The organism is Saccharospirillum impatiens DSM 12546, from assembly GCF_000423605.1.
Lineage (GTDB): Bacteria > Pseudomonadota > Gammaproteobacteria > Pseudomonadales > Natronospirillaceae > Saccharospirillum > Saccharospirillum impatiens.
Genome location: NZ_AUIH01000024.1, coordinates 1 through 20,874 on the forward strand (window position 1 = coordinate 1; position 20,874 = coordinate 20,874).

At 56.1% G+C, this 20,874-nt stretch carries 17 protein-coding genes; 4 read left to right on the plus strand and 13 right to left on the minus strand.

What is annotated here, in order from left to right:
• Window positions 1–79: 79 nt before the first annotated feature.
• From G565_RS0112700 to G565_RS0112715, 4 genes are all read right to left on the minus strand, one after another.
• Entirely contained in the window at window positions 80–1,204 is a 1,125-nt protein-coding gene (locus G565_RS0112700; RefSeq protein ID WP_028671260.1) for a glycoside hydrolase family 172 protein, read from the minus strand.
• A 61-nt stretch (window positions 1,205–1,265) separates the two neighbouring features.
• Window positions 1,266–2,159, minus strand: coding sequence for a carbohydrate ABC transporter permease (locus G565_RS0112705; protein WP_084649373.1), 894 nt, complete (start codon window positions 2,157–2,159; stop codon window positions 1,266–1,268).
• Window positions 2,146–3,030 (minus strand): carbohydrate ABC transporter permease, encoded by an 885-nt coding sequence (locus tag G565_RS0112710; protein ID WP_028671262.1) that lies wholly within the window; start codon window positions 3,028–3,030, stop codon window positions 2,146–2,148. The genes G565_RS0112705 and G565_RS0112710 overlap by 14 nt, the downstream gene beginning before the upstream one ends.
• A gap of 56 nt (window positions 3,031–3,086) precedes the next feature.
• Window positions 3,087–4,346 (minus strand): ABC transporter substrate-binding protein, encoded by a 1,260-nt coding sequence (locus G565_RS0112715; protein WP_157600076.1) that lies wholly within the window; start codon window positions 4,344–4,346, stop codon window positions 3,087–3,089.
• A gap of 411 nt (window positions 4,347–4,757) precedes the next feature.
• Between G565_RS0112715 and htpX the strand changes: the two genes are divergently transcribed.
• The 4 genes from htpX (at window position 4,758) to glgX (ending at window position 13,135) form a co-directional block, all read left to right on the plus strand.
• Window positions 4,758–5,624, plus strand: coding sequence for a protease HtpX (gene htpX, locus G565_RS0112720; protein WP_028671264.1), 867 nt, complete (start codon window positions 4,758–4,760; stop codon window positions 5,622–5,624).
• A gap of 178 nt (window positions 5,625–5,802) precedes the next feature.
• Window positions 5,803–8,562 (plus strand): TolB family protein, encoded by a 2,760-nt coding sequence (locus G565_RS0112725; protein WP_028671265.1) that lies wholly within the window; start codon window positions 5,803–5,805, stop codon window positions 8,560–8,562.
• 153 nt (window positions 8,563–8,715) lie between these two features.
• A complete protein-coding gene (gene glgB / locus G565_RS0112730; RefSeq protein WP_037339140.1) occupies window positions 8,716–10,896 on the plus strand; it encodes a 1,4-alpha-glucan branching protein GlgB in 2,181 nt (726 codons plus the stop codon).
• 106 nt (window positions 10,897–11,002) lie between these two features.
• Entirely contained in the window at window positions 11,003–13,135 is a 2,133-nt protein-coding gene (gene glgX, locus G565_RS0112735) for a glycogen debranching protein GlgX (protein ID WP_037339143.1), read from the plus strand.
• Window positions 13,136–13,323: 188 nt separating this feature from the next.
• Here glgX and G565_RS0112740 read toward each other — a convergent pair whose 3' ends face one another.
• The 9 genes from G565_RS0112740 to secY all read right to left on the minus strand — a co-directional run bounded on the left by G565_RS0112740 (window position 13,324) and on the right by secY (window position 20,871).
• On the minus strand, window positions 13,324–13,626 hold the full coding sequence (locus G565_RS0112740) for a hypothetical protein (protein ID WP_157600077.1): 303 nt from the start codon (window positions 13,624–13,626) through the stop codon (window positions 13,324–13,326).
• A 323-nt stretch (window positions 13,627–13,949) separates the two neighbouring features.
• Window positions 13,950–15,884: an acetoacetate--CoA ligase gene (locus G565_RS0112745; RefSeq protein ID WP_037339158.1), complete on the minus strand. Its 1,935-nt coding sequence runs from the start codon at window positions 15,882–15,884 to the stop codon at window positions 13,950–13,952.
• Window positions 15,885–16,356: 472 nt separating this feature from the next.
• Window positions 16,357–16,746 (minus strand): 50S ribosomal protein L17, encoded by a 390-nt coding sequence (rplQ, locus tag G565_RS0112750; protein ID WP_028671270.1) that lies wholly within the window; start codon window positions 16,744–16,746, stop codon window positions 16,357–16,359.
• Window positions 16,747–16,776: 30 nt separating this feature from the next.
• Entirely contained in the window at window positions 16,777–17,778 is a 1,002-nt protein-coding gene (locus tag G565_RS0112755) for a DNA-directed RNA polymerase subunit alpha (protein ID WP_028671271.1), read from the minus strand.
• A gap of 23 nt (window positions 17,779–17,801) precedes the next feature.
• Window positions 17,802–18,422 (minus strand): 30S ribosomal protein S4, encoded by a 621-nt coding sequence (gene rpsD, locus G565_RS0112760; RefSeq protein WP_028671272.1) that lies wholly within the window; start codon window positions 18,420–18,422, stop codon window positions 17,802–17,804.
• Window positions 18,423–18,440: 18 nt separating this feature from the next.
• Complete coding sequence (gene rpsK, locus G565_RS0112765; RefSeq protein ID WP_028671273.1) at window positions 18,441–18,833, minus strand: 30S ribosomal protein S11; 393 nt, start codon at window positions 18,831–18,833, stop codon at window positions 18,441–18,443.
• 74 nt (window positions 18,834–18,907) lie between these two features.
• Window positions 18,908–19,264, minus strand: a complete 357-nt coding sequence (rpsM, locus tag G565_RS0112770) for a 30S ribosomal protein S13 (RefSeq protein WP_028671274.1) — start codon at window positions 19,262–19,264, stop codon at window positions 18,908–18,910.
• A 141-nt stretch (window positions 19,265–19,405) separates the two neighbouring features.
• On the minus strand, window positions 19,406–19,519 hold the full coding sequence (gene rpmJ / locus G565_RS26415) for a 50S ribosomal protein L36 (RefSeq protein WP_084649374.1): 114 nt from the start codon (window positions 19,517–19,519) through the stop codon (window positions 19,406–19,408).
• Between the two features lie 35 nt (window positions 19,520–19,554).
• Window positions 19,555–20,871 carry a preprotein translocase subunit SecY gene (gene secY / locus G565_RS0112775; RefSeq protein ID WP_028671275.1) on the minus strand — a complete coding sequence of 439 codons (1,317 nt, stop codon included), beginning with the start codon at window positions 20,869–20,871 and terminating at the stop codon, window positions 19,555–19,557.
• Window positions 20,872–20,874 lie beyond the last annotated feature (3 nt).

A 20,874-nucleotide genomic window follows, 5' to 3' on the forward strand; every position in this document is an offset into this window, starting at 1 on the left:
TTACCACCAAGCGGATCCGACGACCAATGGAGGACGTTGGCATCTTTCTGAAAAATCGCCCTTTCTGGACGGGCACTAACTAGCAGTCCCACAAACCGTGTTCTGGCCAGCGACGGGCCAGACGCTCCTTGACCGGTGGCAGGGGTTTCGCAGCGACTGGCTTGAGGGTGTAGAAATACCCGACCGAGGAGTAGTCGTTGCTTTGGTCGTTGGCATGGCCATGCTCGAAGGTGACCTTGATCGACTTGGCGAAGTGAATCGGGTCTTCGATATGAAAACGGTACAGACTCCACTTACCGAAATGCTCCTGCGGGTCCGCCGCCAGTGAAATGCCGTGGTATGGTGTGTGATGCTCACCCGACGGGAAGCCCCAGGAACAGCCGAAATAATCTTCGGTGCCGGTGCCGTGCAGCGATGGCGGCCACTCTTCGCCATCGATGAAGATCATGTCGTCGCCTTCGCCCGGCCAGGTGTACTCCTGGTTCGAAGCATTGAAGTTATCGATGTTCAGCAGGCAGCCAACGAAGTGGCCCTCGCCTTTAACATCGACCACCACGTAGTTGTCTTTTCCGGTCAGGTTCTCGCCGCCCAGATCCCAGGGAGCTGGATTTTCGTACGGTTGCTCAGTCGGCACGGCCTCGGTCGGGTTTTCCCGGTTCCAGACGGCGTGGAAACGTCCCATATCTTCGGGTAGGCCATCTTTGTAGAGCTCGTAGTCGACGTAGTAAAAAAGATTCTCGATCGGCTCGTCCGCTTCGTTGACGATCTGAATGCGGGCGCTGGAGCCGAACGGCATCGGCCAATAGCTGTTGAAAGCCGGTGAAAATGGCCCTTTGGGACCACGACGGTCGCCAAAGGTAGCGTTCATCGGCAGCGACCACCAATGGCGGCCAGTGGCGTGACCGACACCGAAAAAGTCACCCAGTGGGACGCGCACCGAAGGTTCTTCGGCGCCATCCCAGTACATTTCGAACACCAGCTTGCGCAGGTACTGGGCATCGTAACAGCGAGTGGTAATCCACATGTGTTTAATGCAACCGGCGCCTTTGACGTCGGCCATCACGCAGGTCTCGCCAGCGGGCACGGTTTTAAAGTCTTTGTTGCCGCCGGTTACGTCATAACTGGACGAACGCTTGGAGACAACGCCGCGTCTTACCATCGGCAAGCCGGCCATTGGGCTGGTGGGTATAAAAGAATGAGTCATGCTTACTCCTGTGATGTTTGCAGTCATGTTGTAAAGTTGAAAGTCATGCAAAGGGCTGGTGTCAGCCCTTAACGGCGCCGAAGGTCAACCCTCCGATGATTTGTTTTTGCAGCATCAGAGTGATCACGATGACCGGTAACGAATAAACCGTAGCCAGCGCAGTCATTGGCCCCCAGTCGAGTCCGTAAGCGGTTTTGTATTCTGCGATCACAATGGGTGCGGTTTTGGCACTGTCGGACGTCAGCAGCAACGCGAACAGAAACTCGTTCCAACTGGCGATAAAACAAAACAAGGCCGATATCGCCATGCCGGTAGCGGCCAGGGGCATCACGATTTTGGTAAACGCCTGAAAGCGCGTGCAGCCATCGATGCGCGCCGCCTCTTCCAGATCCCGCGGGATGCTTTCAAAAAAAGCGGACATCAACCAGATTGCCAGTGGCAACGCTATGGTGGTGTGCGCAAGCACAAGCCCGAGCCGGGTGTCGAGCAAGCTCATCGATTTCAACACCGTGAACAGCGGAACACCCAGTGACACCGAAGGCACCATGCGGGTGATCAGCGCGAACATCATGAAGTAGATGCTCATCCGAGTGCGGAAAAACGACGCGCCGTAGGCAGCCGGTACAGCCAACAACAGACTCAGCAGCGTTGCGCTCACCGCCACAATAATCGAATTGGCAAAAGCAGTCGGAATGGCCTGGTTTTCCAACAGACTGGCATAACTACCCAATGAGATTGACGAGGGCAAAAAGGATGGCGGTATTTGCAACACTTCAGCGCCCGGCTTAAGCGAGGTGCTGATCAGATAGATATAAGGCAGCGAATAAGCCAGAACCAGACCGATTGCCAATAGATTCAGAATCCAGCGGCTACTACCGTCACCGGGAGTATCGCCGTGCAGGAAACGCAGGCTGAACGGGAACAAGGTTCCCGCCTTGCGATTACTTTTTATCATTCGACGGACTCCAGATTACTTTATAGGCGACGATGGCAATAACGGTCATCACAAGAGTGAACAAAGTGGCTGAAGCTGAGGCTTCACCCAGGTCGCCATAGCGAACCATGCGCTGATAAATGTTCATCGATAGCACTTCCGACTGGAACCGAGGGCCACCCTCCGTTTGAATCCAGATCAGGTCGAAGGTTTTTGCGGCATCTACGCCCCGCACGATCAGTACAACCGCAATAACTGGTCGCAATAGCGGTAATACCACATGCCAGAACCGCTGAATGGCACTGGCCCCATCGATTTTGGCAGCCTCGATTAGGTCTTGCGGAATGTTCTGCAAACCAGCATAAACAATAAGCGCTACAAAACTGGTGGTAATCCAGATATCTGGCAATGCAACGGCATAAAGTACAATGTCAGGATCGCTCAACCAGGAGAAATCCGATGGTGAATCGAGAATGCCAATAGCCGCCAGAACGTTATTGACCAGTCCGATATGCTCGGCCAATAAAAAGCGCCACAACAAGCCGGCAACAATGGGCGGTATCATCAGCGGTAGAGTAAAAATGGTTCGGTGCCATTTGGACTTTTCTGCCAGAGAGTTGAACAACAGCGCGGCGGTAAAACCGAGAAGAATTTCAAAACTCAGTGCGAAGGCGGTGTATTTCAAAGTTCGCAGCGCGCTTTGTTGCACGCGGCTGGATTCAAAAATACCAATGTAGTTGCCCAGGCCCAAAAACTCGCGCCGGGACGGGTCGATCAACTCCACCTCGAAGAAGGAGTTGTACACCAGCAACATCACCGGGTAGGCGACCAGGACCAACAGAAAGAGGGCCGCTGGCGTCATCATCAGGTAGGCAAAGCGACGTTCCGACATCGGATGACTCCACATTTTTAAAAAAGGGCCCGACTCGGGCCCAAAGCACAATTGCGTTAGAGGATGTCTTCCACCACATCACGGGCATCGGTCAGGATATCTCTGGGCGAACGTTCACAGGCCAGAGCTTCCTGAAGAGCCGGCAATACAGCTTCATCAACAATTTCCTGGTAATCACGATGCAACGGACGACCCTGAGTGGCATCAGCGCTCAGCGTAGTTAACAGCGGCTCGAAGTGTTCGTAGCCTTCCTGATCCGCGTAGCGGGCGTAAGCGGAATTGGTAGCAGCGAGGCCTAGCGGTGCTTCAATACCCATATAGTTGTATTCAACCGCATAGGCGATGAATTGCTTGGCAAGATCTTTGTTTTGAGCGGTTTGCGGAATGATGTTGTACCAGGGACCGGGAACCCCGGCGATACCAGCCGACCCGGCTATCATCGGCGCCACACCCACCTTACCTTCGACCAGCGAATCTTCCGGGGTCAGCCGGTAGGCGTGTGCCCAGAAGCGCATCATGGCCGTCTTACCCTGGTAAAACAGGTTTTGCGCCTCGGCCCAGCCAATACCTACCGCTCCGCTTGGCGCAGCCCGATCATTGCAATAGAGGTCGGTATAAAATTCAAGCGCTTCAACATGAGCATCGTTATCGATAATGACCCGGTTGTTGCTGTCCAGAACGATGCCCGGAGAGCCGGCCTGGAGCACATGCGCCATCCACTCTTCGGCAAATGCACCTTTAACGTCGGTGCCGTAGAAGTCGATTTGGCCGTCGCCATCGGTATCGCGGGTGAAGAAACGGGCGACGTCGTTGAATTCCTGCCAGTTGGTGGGTGGCACCAGGTCATAGCCATATTCAGCTTTAAAGGCGTCCTGTTCCTGTGGGTCGTTAAACAAGTCTTTGCGGTAGAACAGCACTTCCGCGTTAGCCCAGGCTGGCATGGCGATGTAGTCGCCATCGACTTTGGCATCGTCGAGCAGTGCCTGCGGGAAGTCTGCGATCACTTCGTTCGTAAACAGCTCGTTAAGCGATTCGGCATAAGGCGCGAACTGGGCGTTCCAGACGACATCAATGGTAGCGATATCGTACGTTGACCGACCAGATGCGATTTCAGCGGTTAGTCGCTCGAACACACCCGCATAGGGCACTTCAGTAAAGTTCACTTCAATACCGGTTTCGGCGGTGAACTGTTCCGCTACGGATTTTTGCAGTTGAAGACCGCCGCCCTCCACCAGAATATTGATCGACTCGGCAAGTGTCGTGGTGCCGAGCAATACACCGGCAGCAAGCCCAAATTGTTGCTTTATCGTTGTCATACCCATCTACCCCTTAGGCGATATGCCTATCTTGTTGTTTGAATTTCGCTGGCCCATCCCTGATTCAGTCTTCTCGCCAATCACTTGATCAAAAGCGATAAATCCAAGTATAGATACCAAATGTCGACGTCGTCAATTAAAAAAGACGACGTCGACATACTAAAAGATTATTAAAAAGGTGGAGGCTCTATGAATGCAGTATTAAGTTGCCGATGTCAGCACGACCAACCTCCCGGTAGCGGTAAGTTCAAAGAATCAATCCCGGAAGACCATTAAGTTCAGTTCCGAGCATTACTACTCTCCCGGCCCGGCCCTAATGCTGCCAATTTATCCAAAGCTGACCTTTCGCCTACTTGCGCGCAGCCCCCGCACCCCCATAATACGGTTCATCATTTATTGAGAGGTGTTGTCATGCAACGCATCATGCTTTTCCTGGGGACCAACCTGGCCATCATTGTGGTGCTGGGCGTCTTTATGAACGTTATTCTGCCTGCCTTTGGAGTTCAGTTAGGCAACACCGGTTTTTACCTGGTGCTGGCGTTCGTCTTCGGCATGGGCGGCAGTTTTATCTCCCTGATGCTGTCAAAGTGGATGGCCAAGCGCGCCACCGGTGCCAAGGTGATCGAAAAACCAAGTAATGCCGAAGAAAAATGGTTAATGGATACGGTGGCTCGTCTGGCCAAACAGGCCAACATCGGTATGCCAGAAGTGGCCGTTTTTCCGGCTCCGGAGGCCAATGCTTTCGCGACCGGAGCCAGCAAGAGCAATTCACTGGTGGCGGTGTCGGTGGGGTTGATGCGCACCATGAGCCGGGATGAAGCCGAGGCCGTTCTGGCGCACGAAATTTCCCACATTGCCAACGGTGATATGGTCACCATGGCCCTGGTGCAAGGGGTGTTGAACACCTTTGTGATTTTCTTTGCGCGTATTGTCGCGCAAATCATCAACAACGCCATTTCTCGTGGCAATAACAGCCAGGGGTTGGGGTTTTTCAGTTACTTGGCGGTAGTGATGGTGCTGGAAATGGTGTTTGGTCTGCTCGCCAGCATCATTGCCATGTGGTTCTCGCGCCAGCGCGAATACCGGGCCGATGCCGGTTCGGCGTCTCTGGTTGGCGCCCCGAAAATGATCGCCGCACTGGAACGGTTGAAAACCGGTCAGGACTCCCAGTTGGATGGCCAGCTCGTGGCCTTTGGCATCAAGGGTAAGCGCAAGGAACTGTTTGCTTCCCACCCGAGTCTGGATGATCGTATCGCGGCGTTGCGTCAGGCGGCCTGAAAACGGCGCGCAGCGAGTGCCCTGAACAGACTGTTGAACCACCACACATGCCCGCACCGCCACCCGGCTCCGCGCCCACCCGATCTCAGGGTGGCTTAACGGAGCCGGGCATCCTCCTGCATTATCTTTTACACTGCCCTTTTATTGCCCGTTTCAGGGTCATTGAAAGGAATCCGCTGTGTCTTTTGCCTCTTTGTTACGGGTTGCTCTGCCTGTATTCATCTGCCTTGCCTGGCCCGCTCACGCCAATGACCAGGACCGGCCCGATCGGGACTGGCAGCAACTGTCAACGGCCGGCTTCGACATCGTTTATCCTCAGGGTCTTGAGGCCGAAGCACGCTATGTTGCCAACCGGCTGGGTACTTACTGGCCAGCCCTGACCGAATCGATGCCGATGCATCGGCCGCCACGTCGCATTCCCATTGTGCTCTCAGCAGCAACCCTGACGTCAAACGGCTATGTACGAAGCGACCCTATCCAATCGGTCTTCTACAACCAGCCATCGCCACTGGGAGGGCTGGAGTGGTTCGATTTGCTGACCGTACACGAAGGGCGTCACCTGGTGCAGTACGCCCAGCCTCTGGATACCGGCGTCGGGCGCATCGCCCGGGTATTGGCCGGCGAGAATGGCCCCATGGCATTCGTCGTGCTGTTCTATCCGAACTGGCTTCTGGAGGGGGATGCTGTGGCTGAAGAAACCCGCCTCACTTCGGGCGGGCGGGGTCGCGTCGCCTCCTTTGATTTGTGGTTGCGTACCCACGAACTGACCGGCCAGCGCTACTCCTACGACCGGATCATGCTCGGCACCGGTTTCGAACACTACCCGCGCGTCAGCCCCTATGATTTCGGCTACCTGATGACCAGCTATCTGCGGCGAGAACAGGGCTCGCTGATACTGGATGAAGCGCTCGCGGGCGTGGCGGAACCCGGCGCTGGCTTCACCTTCGACGGCCGTATACGTGCGCTGACCGGCAACAACCTGAGTCAGACTTACCGCGCCGCCTGGGATGACCTGCACCAGCGCTGGCAAGGCGCCGTCGATGCGCTTGATATCACCCCGGTGACTCCGCTGTGGGCGCCAACCTCAGACCACTGGCAGAGCCTGTACCCGGTCGCCATCGATGACGACCGGGTTCTGGCCGTCGATATGGATGTGACCACCGGCAGCTATCTGTCGGTTGTGTCCCAGGGCCAGAAATACCGTGTGGCCATGCTGCCGGCAGCCGTTGCATCGGGTTACTCCGGAACCGCGAAACAGAAAACCGTCAGCTACGCCAATGACCGTTTCTGCTGGGCCGAAGGCCGCGAGCACCCGCGCTTTAACCGAGTGGTAACGCGTGATCTCTATTGCCACGACATCCAGAGTTCCGAGCGCTATCGGTTGACCGACCTGGGTGATATAACCTCTGCAGGTCAGGCTGAAACCGGGCATCTGCTCGCACACCGCTTCAGCATGAACCGCAGCAGTCAACTGGACTGGCTAAGCCCCGATGGTCAAAGCCTGCGCCAGATCCCGCTGCCACAACGCAGCCTGGCCTTTGACATGTCAGCGAACGAGGACGGTGAGTGGGTATTTGCGTTGCTTACCGGGGCTGGCACGCAAATCATGCATTGGTCCGACCAAACCGGTGTATTGCGCGCCCTGACGCAACCGGTACAGGGTGAAACCTGGCGCTCCCCGGTGCAGGCTGGCGACTGGGTGTTATACACCAGCGATCGCGGTGGCATCGACAGCCTGTGGGCACTGAACCCAACCAACGGCGAGCGCTATCGCATCAGCCAGCGGCCGTTCGGAAACTACTTCATAGCCTGGGACGAAACCCGCCAGCGCCTGATCAGCACCGACTATCAGGCAAACGGCCATGCGCTGGTCGAGCACCCCTGGCGAGGGGGGACTGGCCCACAACCGCACTGGGTTGCCGAAGCCGAGGTCGCAACAATCGAGCCTTACGTCGCCCCCTTGTCGGCGCCGGTCGACGCCGTCCAGACAGACGCTGACCCGGCGCGTGCCTTTCGTCACGCAACAGGCGACTGGCTACCCAACAGCTGGTTACTCAGCGCCGATAACCAGGCTGTCTCGCTCAACCTGCACAACACCAATTTGATGAACACCCTGACCACCGATCTCACTCTCGGCTATAACTGGGAGGCAGACATCCCAACCGGCGCACTGGCACTTGACTGGCGTCGGCACTGGCCGGTCGTCTCGGTGTCGATCGAACAGTACCCCGACAGCGACCAGAATCGTGTCGATACTGACACCCGGCTTGCCGTCTCTGTACCCTTGCAGCAAACCCGGGGCACAGCCCGCGTCGGCCTGGAGCCAAGCCTGGGCATCAGTTACCTGACTGCCCGGGCGATGGATTCGAACGCCTCAGCCGAGGCCAGCTTCGTTGAGGCCGGGCTTTCAGGCTACTGGGCACACCAGGCCGCGCCACGCGATCTGCAGGCTCCCGTCGCCATCGCCCCTGCCGCCAGACTCGACACCCAACTGGACACCGGCGGTTACCAGCTTGCACTGAGCAACACCCTGCACATTCCCGGCTTCGCTGATAACCATCACATCAGCATCTCGGGCCAGTGGCAACGACGCGACGCAGATTTTACCGGCAGCAGCCGCATACCCGCCTCGCCTGTGTTCGATGCCGCTGCGGTAACGCGTGACATGGCCACCAGCCGGGCCAACTACCAATTCAGTCTCGGACCTGTGGATGCCGCCCTCGGCCGATTACTCTACCTGCGCAGTCTGACTCTGGCGTTCGACGCCCGGGTGCAATACCGTGACGACGAACAACGAAGCGCCTACGGTGTTCAACTGAGCGTACCGTCCAATGTGCTGCGCAACAGCCGCTTGCGACTGGTGCCAACCGCATCGGTGTATTACCGGCCAGAACAGGCCGACTGGGTACCCACCCTGAGCTTGACGCTGGGTGGGTAGTGTCATGAGGCAGCTTCACCGACAACACCGGCGCTGCAAAGCAGATCGCTTCGGTCTACACTGGTAACCAAGCCCAACCCAATAAAAACAGGGGTCGCCCGCGGGCCGACCTGACAGGCCATTCGACCCGACCGACAAGGCAGTGTAACCACTATGAATCAACCCGACCGGGAACTCGTCGACCGTTTACAGCACGCACTGGAAGCCCGCCCCTTCGATCATTTGGGCGTTTTTGAAACCGACACAGGCTGGCTGATTCGGGTGTATCAACCCGATGCAGAACAGCTTGAGGCTCGCGACCTGAAAACAGACAAGTCCCTCGGTCGTTTCAGCCGCTGGCCCGACAGCGATGTCTTTGAACTGACCCTCAAGCAGAAGAAACGACCGGCTTATCAGCTACACGTTAAGAATCGAGGCGGCCACGAGTGGGACGCCATTGATGCCTACCAGTGCGTTGAGCGCACCTTCGAAGACATGCCCTGTGACTCATCAACTCTGTACAAAACGATGGGCGCTCAATTGTGTTCGACCCAACTCAACGGCACCCGGGTGTCGGGCGTTCGCTTCGCCGTCTATGCACCCAACGCGCGCAGTGTCAGCGTGATCGGCGATTTCAACAACTGGGATGGCCGGCGCCATCCGATGACCAGCCATCACGATGGCATTTGGCGTTTGTTTGTCCCGCACATTCAGGCAGGAGATGCCTACAAATTCGAGCTTAAAGATGCACGCGAGCACCTGCTGCCGCACAAGTGCGACCCCTATGCCTTTGGCATCACCCAGTATCCGGATTTCAATTCCATCGTCATCGATCAGCGGGCCTATAATTGGCAGGATCAGGCCTGGCAAAAACGGCCAGCGAGCGATCCGCGTCGTGAGCCGATGAGCATCTACGAGTTACACGCCGGCTCCTGGAAAACCCGCGATGGCCAGCCGCTCAACTATCACGACCTGGCCGATGAACTGATTCCCTATCTGCTCGACATGAAGTTCACCCACCTTGAATTGATGCCCGTATCCGAATACCCCTACGACGGCAGCTGGGGCTACCAGCCCATCGGTCTGTTTGCGCCGACCAGCCGCTTTGGCACGCCGGATGAATTCAAATACCTGGTCGACCAGTGTCACCAGAACGGCATTGCGGTCATCGTCGACTGGGTACCCGCCCATTTCCCGGCTGACGAACACGGCCTGGCCCGCTTCGACGGCACACCTTTGTACGAGTACGCTGACCCGCAACGCGGCTGGCATCCGGACTGGAACTCCTACATCTACGATTTTGGGCGCTACACCGTCTGTGATTTTCTGGTGTCATCGGCACTGATCTGGCTGGAGGAATTTCACGTCGACGGCCTGCGGGTCGACGCCGTGGCCTCAATGCTGTACCTCGACTACTCGCGCGAGGAAGGCGAATGGACCCCCAACGTCGACGGCGGCAACCACAACTACGAAGCCATCGCCTTCGTGCGCCGCTTTAACGAAACCGTCTATGGCCGCTTCCCCAACTGCTACACCATCGCCGAGGAATCCACCGCCTTCGACGGCGTTTCCCGACCGGTGTTTGCCGGTGGCCTGGGCTTCGGGTTCAAATGGAACATGGGCTGGATGCACGACACCCTCGGCTACATGAAACAGGACCCGGTGTATCGCAAATACCATCACGACTCCCTGACTTTTTCAGGCGTTTACGCCTTCAATGAAAACTTTGTACTGCCGCTGTCGCACGATGAAGTGGTGCACGGCAAAGGCACCGTCATGACCCGGATGCCGGGTGACGAATGGCAGCAGGCTGCCAATTTGCGTGCCTATTACAGCTACATGTTCGCCCACCCCGGCAAAAAGCTAAACTTCATGGGCAACGAATTCGGCCAAACGCTCGAGTGGAACTACCGCGCCCAGCTCGACTGGGGGTTGTTGCAATACCCCCGCCACCGTGGCATCCAGGCGCTGTTCCGTGATCTGAACAAGCTCTATCGCACTGAACCGGCGCTGTATGAGACCGATTGCGACGCTGAAGGTTTTGGCTGGATCAACGCTGGCGATGCCGAAGCCAGCGTCCTCAGTCTGTTCCGCCGTTCGCTGGATGGTAAAGCCTTGATGCTGATCATCGTCAACTTCACCCCGATGCCACGAGATGACTACGTGCTGGGTGCGCCACTGCCTGGTGATTACGAAGTGGTACTGAACAGCGATTCCGAATACTACGGCGGCAGCAACTTCCCGACAGCCACAACACTGGCAACCGAACCCGGTCAGGCTGATGGTCAGGCGCAACAGTTGCGGCTCACCGTGCCTCCGCTGGGTGCGATGTTTCTGAAACGAAAACCGGAGTGAGACTGAGCCCCAGACGAACAGGGCCCACAAAGTGAGTGATTTCAGTCTTCAGCCCGTTGACGCATACTGTTGCGATGCATTCGCCTAGCTCACCACGAGGTCTCTAATGTCGAGCTCTAAAACCGCCCCTGATGTGCGGCTTGAACCCGGGCATCCCGTCCCACTCGGTGCTCACCTTCAAGACACAGGATGTAACTTCGCGGTCTTCAGCCCCCGGGCAGCCCGGGTACACCTGTGCCTTTTTGACGATCAGGATCAGCCACTGGGCGAAGCGCTGCCCATGCACCGCACGGGCGATGTCTGGCACGGCTACCTCTCTGATTTGCCACCGGGAACCCGCTATGGCTTTCGCGCTGACGGCGAATTCAAGCCCAGCCTGGGCGCCCTGTTCAACCCGAACAAACTGCTGCTAGACCCCTATGCCGTGGCGCTATCGGGCCCGTTTGAACCCAATCGCTGTCTCTATGCCCATGATGCCAGCGACCTGACCTGCCTGAAGCCCTGCCCGATGGACAGTGCGCCGCATGTACCCAAAGGCCTGACCCCGACTCCGGATACCTTCGACTGGCAAAGCAGCCCGGCGCCGAATGTTCCCTGGTCCGACACCGTCATCTATGAAACGCACGTTAAAGGTTTCAGCCAGCTAAACCCAAGTGTTCCAGAGCACCTGCGCGGAACCTACCTGGGCTTTGCCCACGAGGCGAGTGTGGCTCACCTTCAGGCGCTGGGTGTTACCGCCGTACAATTGATGCCCTGTTTCGCCTTTATGAGCGAACCACGCCTCGCCCATCTTGGGCTGACCAACTACTGGGGCTACAACCCGGTATCATTCTTTGCCCCCGACCCCCGATACGCCATTGACGATGCCGTCACCGAATTCAAGACCCTGGTGCGAGCCCTGCATCAGGCCGGTATCGAAGTCATTATGGATGTGGTGTACAACCACACCGCCGAGTCTGATTTGCTCGGGCCCTGTGTCAGCCAGAAAGGCCTGCATGGCCCCTGGTTCTATCGCCACCAACAAGGCGATTTCAGCCACTTCATCGACAATACGGGCTGTGGAAACAGCGTTAACCTGAATGAAGAGATCACGCTGCAACTGGTCATGGACAGCCTGCGTCACTGGTTGCAGGAGTATCATGTCGACGGCTTCCGCTTTGACCTGGCCGCCGCGCTTGGCCGTGAAAAGTGGGACTTTTCCACACGAGCGGCGTTTTTTATGGCTTGCAATCAGGACCCGGTCATTCGCCATTCGAAACTGATTGCCGAACCCTGGGACATCGGCCGCGGAGGTTACCAACTGGGCCAGTTTCCGGCTAACTGGTATGAGTGCAACGATCGCTTTCGCGACACCCTACGGCGCTTCTGGCGGGCCGACATGGGTGTTATGCCGGAACTCGCCAATGTATTGATGGGCTCACGGGACGCGCTGAACAAGAATGCGCATTCAAGCTCGACTAGCTTGAACTATGTGACTTACCACGATGGATTCACCCTGCACGACCTGGTCTCCTATAACGACCGGCACAACGCGGCTAACCAGGAACGCAACCTGGACGGCCACGGCAACAACCTGAGTTTCAACTGGGGAGCTGAGGGCGCAACCGACGACGCCATCATTGCCGACCATCGCCAGCAGATCAAACGCAACATGGTGGCAACGTTGCTGCTCTCTCAGGGCGCGGTCCATTTGCTCGGCGGTGACGAACTGAACCGCACCCAACAAGGCAATAACAACGCCTATTGTCAGGACAACGACATCAGTTGGCTTCACTGGGATCAGAAAGACGGCCCCTTCCAGCACTTTATTGCTCAGTGCATCGACATCCGACGATCAAGTACCCTGTTTCGCAACCTGGTGTTTGACGCGCCGGCTCACTCCGATGCACCGGTTACCACCGACGCCGTGCACTGGTACCGCAATGATGGCTATGCCATGGAGATTCGTGATTGGCAGAACCCACATACTCGCTGCCTGGGTATTCTGCTATCGACCGACATCCGCAATCCGGCGATCAACCTGCATCAGTGTGAAGAATACTACCTGCTCATGCTCAACAGTGGCGGACACGCCTGCACCTTTACGCTGCCTGCCAACCCGCACTCAGGCTGGAAACTGGAGTTCGATACATCAAAAAACAATGGGTTGAGACCGGAGCAGACCGAGCGCATCAAACGCGACTACGAACTCACGCCCCACTCACTGGTGCTGCTGAGTCGTTGTGAGCCTTACGCTTAGGTGTGTGTTAAAAGCCCCAAATGGATGACGGCTAGCCCAACAAAAAAAGGGCCCCTTTCGGGGCCAAAAGTCGAGGAGTACTCAGAGAACCAGACGGGTTCTCCGTCAGCCGACCCATCGAGCAGTCGGATGACTCTCCGGTGATGACCTCCACCGGCAGAGGACTGCGGGGATTGCCCCGGGCAACACTACTGCACCCAGGAGCGAGACGTTCCGGCATGCCGCCGGGACGAGGCATCGTGATCACGTCGATCGTAAGCCTGGTCAAACAATTGCGCCTGTTGTTCCGACAACGGCATCCACTCGGCATCGGACCAGCGAATCTGGTAATAGGCAAGATCCGGCACATAGCTGGTGTCGTCATCACTGACCGCACCCCAGCACAACACTGTTTGCTGCGCCTGGCGCGAGACAATGACACCCATGGTCGCGCGATATCCCGGATGCGTATTAATGTATTCAAAGACCGTAGAAATGGCTGATTGAGTCACAGTGAATCCCTCCCTGCATTAACTACTTGCTGTTGTTTGAACAGCCGTATATCGGCTGACGGGAGCCACTATAAGCCGATAAACCGGGAGGAAAAGCGCAACCTTCAAAGTAGCGATCCGCGCTACCCTTGGTGTCATATAACGCGACTATTGGGGGGCAGTGGCCTCATTAGGCCAGTGCCAGGAGCTCGTGCTAGCCACCGGGTAAGCGTATTCGGGGTTTACGCCGACCCCGGCCAGGATCACCCGGTTGCCGATACGAATGTCTGCCACCGAGTTCAAGGCAACCACAGTCCCTTGGTAGGCTTTTAAACCGCCCGGAACTACCCCCTGGCACGATAATCCCGATAAGCCTCCAGGGATTCCGGATTAGCCAGAGCCGTCAGGTTGGCGGGCTCTTCCCCGCGCAGTATCTGAGTGACGGCGAGTTCGACCTTTTTGCCGGAGCGGGTGTAGGGGATCGCCGGTACCTGGACAATATCGGCCGGAACGTGTCGGGGGGTGGTGTTTTCACGGATGCGCTGGCGAATTCGACCTGCCAATGCCTTGTCCAGCTCCGCACCTTCCGGAAGTTGCACGAACAGGATGACTTTTACGTCTCCCTCCACCGCCTGGCCGACCACCAGTGAATCGGTTATCCCGGTCAGCGTTTCCACCTGACGATAGATCTCAGCGGTGCCAATACGCACGCCGCCCGGATTCAAAGTGGTATCGCTGCGCCCGTGAATCACCGCCTGACCGGCGTCATCAAACTCAATGAAATCACCGTGGGCCCAGACACCCTCAAAGCGCTCGAAGTACGCAGCGCGATAGCGCACGTTGCCAGGGTCGTTCCAGAAGCCGATCGGCATGCAAGGGGCCGGTTGTGTACACACCAGTTCACCTCGCTCATTGACGACAGTCTCCCCGGCCTCGTTCCAGGCCTGCACATCCATGCCCAGGTTTGCGCCCTGAATCTTGCCACGCACCACTGGAGACCAGGGGTTACCGCCAACAAAGCAGGACACAATGTCGGTACCGCCTGAAATGGACTGCAGCATCAATTCCGGCTTCAACGCCGAATACACCCAATCGTAGTCTTCCGGAGCGAGTGGCGAGCCGGTCGAAAAAACCGTGGTCAGGGTACTCAGATCACTGGATTTACCAGGTTCAAGCCCTTGTTTGCGGCACGCACTGAGATACTTGGCACTGGTGCCAAAATGGGTAATACCCAGTTTATCCGCCAGTTGCCAGAGTACATCGGACCGGGGGTACATGGGATTGCCATCGAACAACACCAGCGTTGCGCCGGTCATAAGACCGGAAGCGAGCCAGTTCCACATCATCCACCCGGTGGTGGTGAAGTAGAAGAAGACGGAATCCCGCGACACGTCGCCATGTAGCCGCAATTCCTTGGCGTGTTGCAACAGGGTGCCACCGGCTCCGTGCACAATGCACTTGGGCTTACCGGTCGTTCCTGATGAGTAAAGAATATACAGGGGGTGATCAAACGGCAGCTCCAGTGCCGGAGCATCAGGCCAGTCACGTCCCACCAGATCCGTCCAGAGCCAGGCGCCGTCTATCGCATCAGCACTGGGCAGCGAATCAACCTGTATCCAGTTCTCTACCGTTGGCAACGCCGCCTTCAGGCGCTTTACAACCGAGGTGCGCTCAATGGCTTTGCCGCCATAACCATACCCATTTCCGGCGATAACAACTCTGGGTTCGACCTGGCCGAACCGGTCGAGTACTCCTTCATAGCCGAAATCGGGAGACGCTGAGGTCCAGACCGCGCCGATGCGACTTGCGGCCAACATTCCGATGATCGCCTCTGGCGTATTCCCCAGATAAGCCGCCACCCGGTCGCCTGGTTGTACGCCACACTCATGCTGCAGAAAACCGGCCAGGCGAGCCACTGCCCGGCGCAGTTCGGCGTAGGAATAGCGGTGTTCCTGGCGGGTTTCGGAGATTGCAATCAGGGCAATGTCCGCATCGAGCCCAGCGTGTAAAAGGTTCGTGCTGAAATTCAACCGGGCTTCGGGAAACCAGCGCGCTCCAGGCATGGCATTGTCATCAAGTACAGACTCCCCCGGGCTCCCCTGCACTCCTGCAAAATCCCACAGCTCGCGCCAGAAAACTGCCAGGTTGTGTACCGACCACTGATGCAGTGTCCGATAATCATCGAATTTTGTCTGGTACTTATGTTCTAACTGCCCCGCAAATTGACCTAATTGAGAAGCGGCTTTCTGCTCGGCAGAGGGCGTAAATAGCACAGTCATGGTTTGGCTCAGTCTGTTGTTTTTATAAGATGTGAGCCTACCGTTTTTAACGCCATTGGCAATGTGCCGGATCAACGTCCTCGTTGATGGACTGTCCTGTTGTGCTTCCACCGTTTTTTACAGAAAAACTGCAGCCAGAGCCAACCTAAGCCTGGAGAGCTACCACATCGCTGTCATGAGTCAGACATTCGCCCTGAACAACCTTGAACCTTCCAAGAAGCACGAGGTTCGTCTGCTAAAGATCGTTAGATCGCAGGGATGCAATCTTCGAGGACCCAGGAAGGGGTTCACGACCTCCTTCAGCAGTCGTACCCAGTGCTTCGCTGGCAACCTAGCAATAATTGGCACCACAACGAATTGAAGACCGACTGTCTGACTCATGACACCCTGCTGACGCCACACAAACCACCCGCCCACAAAAAAACCGCCCGAGGGCGGTTTTTGGGGTCTTTCCTTTAGCTTACAGCGGGGCTCAGGAAGCCTCGTCGACCACTTCACCGTCTACAGGACGGTCTACCAGCTCAACGATCGCCATAGGCGCGTTATCACCGGCACGGAAGCCACACTTAAGCACGCGCAGGTATCCACCTGGGCGGGCCTGGTAGCGAGGACCCAATTCATTAAACAGCTTACCAACAGCAACCGGAGAGCGCGTACGGTCGAACGCCAGACGACGGTTGGCCACGGAATCTTCCTTGGCCAGTGTAATCAGGGGTTCTGCGAAACGGCGCAGCTCTTTTGCCTTCGGCAAGGTCGTTCTGATCACTTCGTGCTCAAACAACGAATTGCACATGTTCTGGAACATGGCTTTGCGGTGAGCACTGGTACGGTTAAAGTGACGACCACTTTTACGATGACGCATTGTTACATTCCTTACCAGCCGGACATAAGGTTACGAAAGAACCTTATCGTCATTCTTCAAACTTGCAGGTGGCCAGTTCTCAAGGACCATGCCCAGAGAAAGACCCTTGGATGCCAGAACGTCTTTGATTTCAGTCAAAGACTTCTTGCCGAGGTTCGGCGTCTTCAGCAGTTCCACTTCGGTACGCTGGATCAGGTCACCGATGTAGTAGATATTCTCTGCTTTCAGACAGTTGGCCGAACGCACTGTCAGTTCCAGATCGTCAACCGGACGCAGCAGGATAGGATCGATCTTGTCTTCTTCCTTCTCCGGCTCGCTTTCAGCGTGATGATCCAGGTCAACAAAGGCCGCTACCTGCTGTTGCAGAATAGTGGCTGCACGACGGATCGCTTCTTCAGGATCCAGAGTGCCCTTTGTTTCCAGCTCAATCACCAGCTTATCCAGGTCTGTACGTTGCTCTACACGCGCCGCATCGACGTTGTAGGCAACCCGAACGACCGGGCTGTAGGTAGCATCCAACTGCAGTCTACCGATGGGTTTACTCTCGTCTTCACCACTGCTGCGGGATTCCGCAGGGACATAACCACGGCCAGTGGTTACACGCAGCGTCATGCTCACATCCGCATTGCTGCCCAGGTGGGCAATAATGTGATCCGGATTGGCGACTTCAACGCCATGGTCCAACTGAATATCGCCCGCTGTCAGGTTGCCTGCGCCTTTCTTCTTCAGCGTCAGGGTCACTTCTTCGCGGTCGAACAGTTTGACGGCGACGTCTTTCAGGTTGAGCAGGATTTCCTGTACGTCTTCCTGCACGCCCTCGATGGTGCTGTACTCGTGCAATACACCGTCGATCTCAACGTCGGTGATTGCGGCGCCTGGCATGGACGACAGCAGGATACGACGCAGCGCGTTGCCCAGAGTGTGACCAAAACCGCGCTCAAGCGGCTCGAGCGTGATCTTGGCCCGGTTGGCGCTGATTTCCTGCACATCGATATGACGTGGCGTCAAAAAGTCGTTGGCTGAACGCTGCATAGATGCCCCTATTTGCAGTGAGATTACTTGGAGTACAATTCCACGATCAGGTTTTCGTTGATTTCCTGACTCAGGTCAGCACGTTCGGGTTTGGACACGAACTTGCCTTCCATCTTCTTGGCATCAACTTCTACCCAGGAGACAGGCGAACGCTGAGCAGAGATATCCAGCGAGCTTTGAATACGCAGCTGAGTCTTGCTCTTTTCGCGGATCGCCACGACGTCACCCGGTTGTACCTGGTAGGACGCAATGTTGACGGTTTCGCCGTTCACCAGAATGGCTTTGTGGGCAACCAGCTGACGAGATTCAGAGCGAGTCGCCCCAAAGCCCATGCGGTAAACCACGTTATCCAAACGAGTTTCAAGGAGTTGCAGCAAGTTTTCACCGGTTGCACCCTTCAAACGGGCAGCAGCTTTGTAGTAGTTACGGAACTGCTTCTCGAGAACGCCGTACATACGACGGACTTTCTGTTTCTCGCGCAGCTGAACGCCGTAATCAGACAAACGACCGCGACGTGCACCGTGTACACCAGGAACGGTTTCTGCTTTACATTTGGAGTCGAGTGAACGAACTCCGCTTTTCAGAAACAGATCTGTGCCTTCACGACGAGACAGCTTACACTTAGGACCAATATAACGTGCCATTAAACTCTGTCTCCTTTATTACACGCGGCGCTTCTTGGGCGGGCGGCAACCGTTGTGAGGGATGGGTGTCACATCGGTAATGTTGCTGATTCGATAGCCACACGCGTTCAATGCTCGTACCGCAGATTCGCGACCTGGACCGGGGCCTTTCACCTCGACATCCAGATTCTTCAGACCATATTCCTGTGCTGCAACACCGGCTCGCTCAGCGGCGACCTGGGCTGCAAAAGGAGTGCTCTTACGAGATCCACGGAAACCGGAGCCACCGGAAGTTGCCCAGCTCAGGGCGTTTCCTTGGCGGTCCGTAATGGTCACAATGGTGTTGTTAAAGGACGCATGGATGTGCGCGATGCCATCAGCGACCTGCTTTTTCACCTTTTTGCGCGACCGGTTCGTACCTGGCTTTGCCATCTTCGATTTCCTATGCAAAAACTGTTATTAATACTTTGGTCAAAAGACCTGATTCAAGCGACCTTCAAACGCTATTAGCGTTTAATAGGCTTCTTCGGACCTTTACGGGTGCGGGCGTTCGTCTTCGTACGCTGGCCACGCAAAGGCAGGTTACGACGGTGGCGGATACCACGGTAGCAACCCAGATCCATCAACCGCTTGATGTTCATCTGAATTTCACGACGCAAGTCACCTTCTACAGTGTACTTGCCGACTTCGTTACGAATCTCGTCCAGCTTCTCGTCGGACAAATCCTTCACTTTAGCCGTAGGTTCAACCCCAACCGATGTACAGATGGCATAAGCAGTGGTGCGACCGATACCATAGATATAGGTCAGCGAGATCACCGCATGCTTGTTGTCAGGAATATTGACGCCTGCTATACGGGCCATTCAACTTACTCCGTTATCAAACGTTTAATAGAGCCGTTGTGGCTCTATTAATGAACCCCCTATTTAAGGGGCGCGAGATGATAGCGCCTGGGCTTTACAAAATCAAGCCGTATTACCCTGGCGCTAACCAACCGACTGCAATTAACCCTGACGCTGTTTGTGCTTCGGATCCGTGCAGATCACACGAACAGCACCGTTACGGCGGATAATCTTGCAGTTACGGCAGATTTTCTTGACTGACGCACGTACTTTCATGCTTCACTCCAATAACTGGTAATCACTCAGTCTCTTCAGTTGTTGCCAATCGACTTCAGATTGGCCTTTTTCATCACTGACGAATACTGGTGGGACATCAAGTGACTTTGCACCTGAGCCATAAAGTCCATCACAACCACCACCACGATCAACAGCGAGGTACCACCAAAGTAAAACGGAACGTTGGCGGCTATCACCAGGGCCTGGGGCAGCAAGGACACAGCGGTAATGTACATCGCACCAAAGAACGTCAACCGTGCAGAAACCCCGTCAATATAACGGGAAGTCTGCTCACCTGGGCGAATGCCCGGTATAAATGCACCGGAACGCTTCAGGTTTTCAGCCACATCCTTCGGATTGAAGGTTACTGCTGTGTAGAAATAGCAGAAGAAGACGACTGCGAATGCGAACAGCAGAATGTACAGCGGCTGACCCGGACTGAGCAGCAGAGCGATATCCTGCATCCAACCCATACCGTCGCCACTGCCAAACCAGTTACCCAGCGACGCTGGGAACAGCAAGAGACTGGACGCAAAGATAGGTGGAATCACGCCGGCCATGTTGATCTTCAGCGGTAAGTGACTGCTTTGTGCCTGGAACACCTTACGACCTTGCTGACGCTTGGCGTAATTAATGGTGATCCGGCGCTGGCCACGCTCAATAAAGACAATGAACGCAACCACAGCAACCGCTACCAAACCGATCAACAACAGAGCGATAATGCTGAGCTCACCCTGACGGGCACTCTCAAAGCTCTGACCGATCGCACCGGGCAAGCCCGCTACGATACCCGCGAAAATAAGCATGGAAATACCATTACCAATTCCGCGCTCGGTGATCTGCTCACCCAGCCACATCATGAACATGGTGCCGCAGGTCAAGGTGACCACAGCAACAAAGTAAAATGACGGACCAGTGTCGAACGCTATGTTCTGGCTGGCCAGACCTGCCGAAAGGGCGAAGGACTGGATAATTGCCAGCACCAGCGTGCCGTATCGGGTGTACTGGCTCATCTTGCGACGGCCAGCTTCACCTTCCTTCTTGAGCTGTTCCAGATGGGGACTCACGACCGTCAGGAGCTGCATGATAATCGACGCGGAAATATACGGCATAATACCGAGTGCGAAGATACTCATACGTTCCAGTGCGCCACCGGAGAACATGTTGAACATGCTCAGGATGGTGTCACGGTTACGCTCGAACAATGCAGACAGGCTGTCCGGGTTAATACCCGGAACAGGAATGTGTGCACCGATACGGTAGACCAGGAGCGCTAACAGGAGGAAGCGAAGGCGAGTCCAAAGCTCGCCCAGCCCTCCTTGCGACCCGGCCGGTAGTCCTTGTCTGGTCATGGA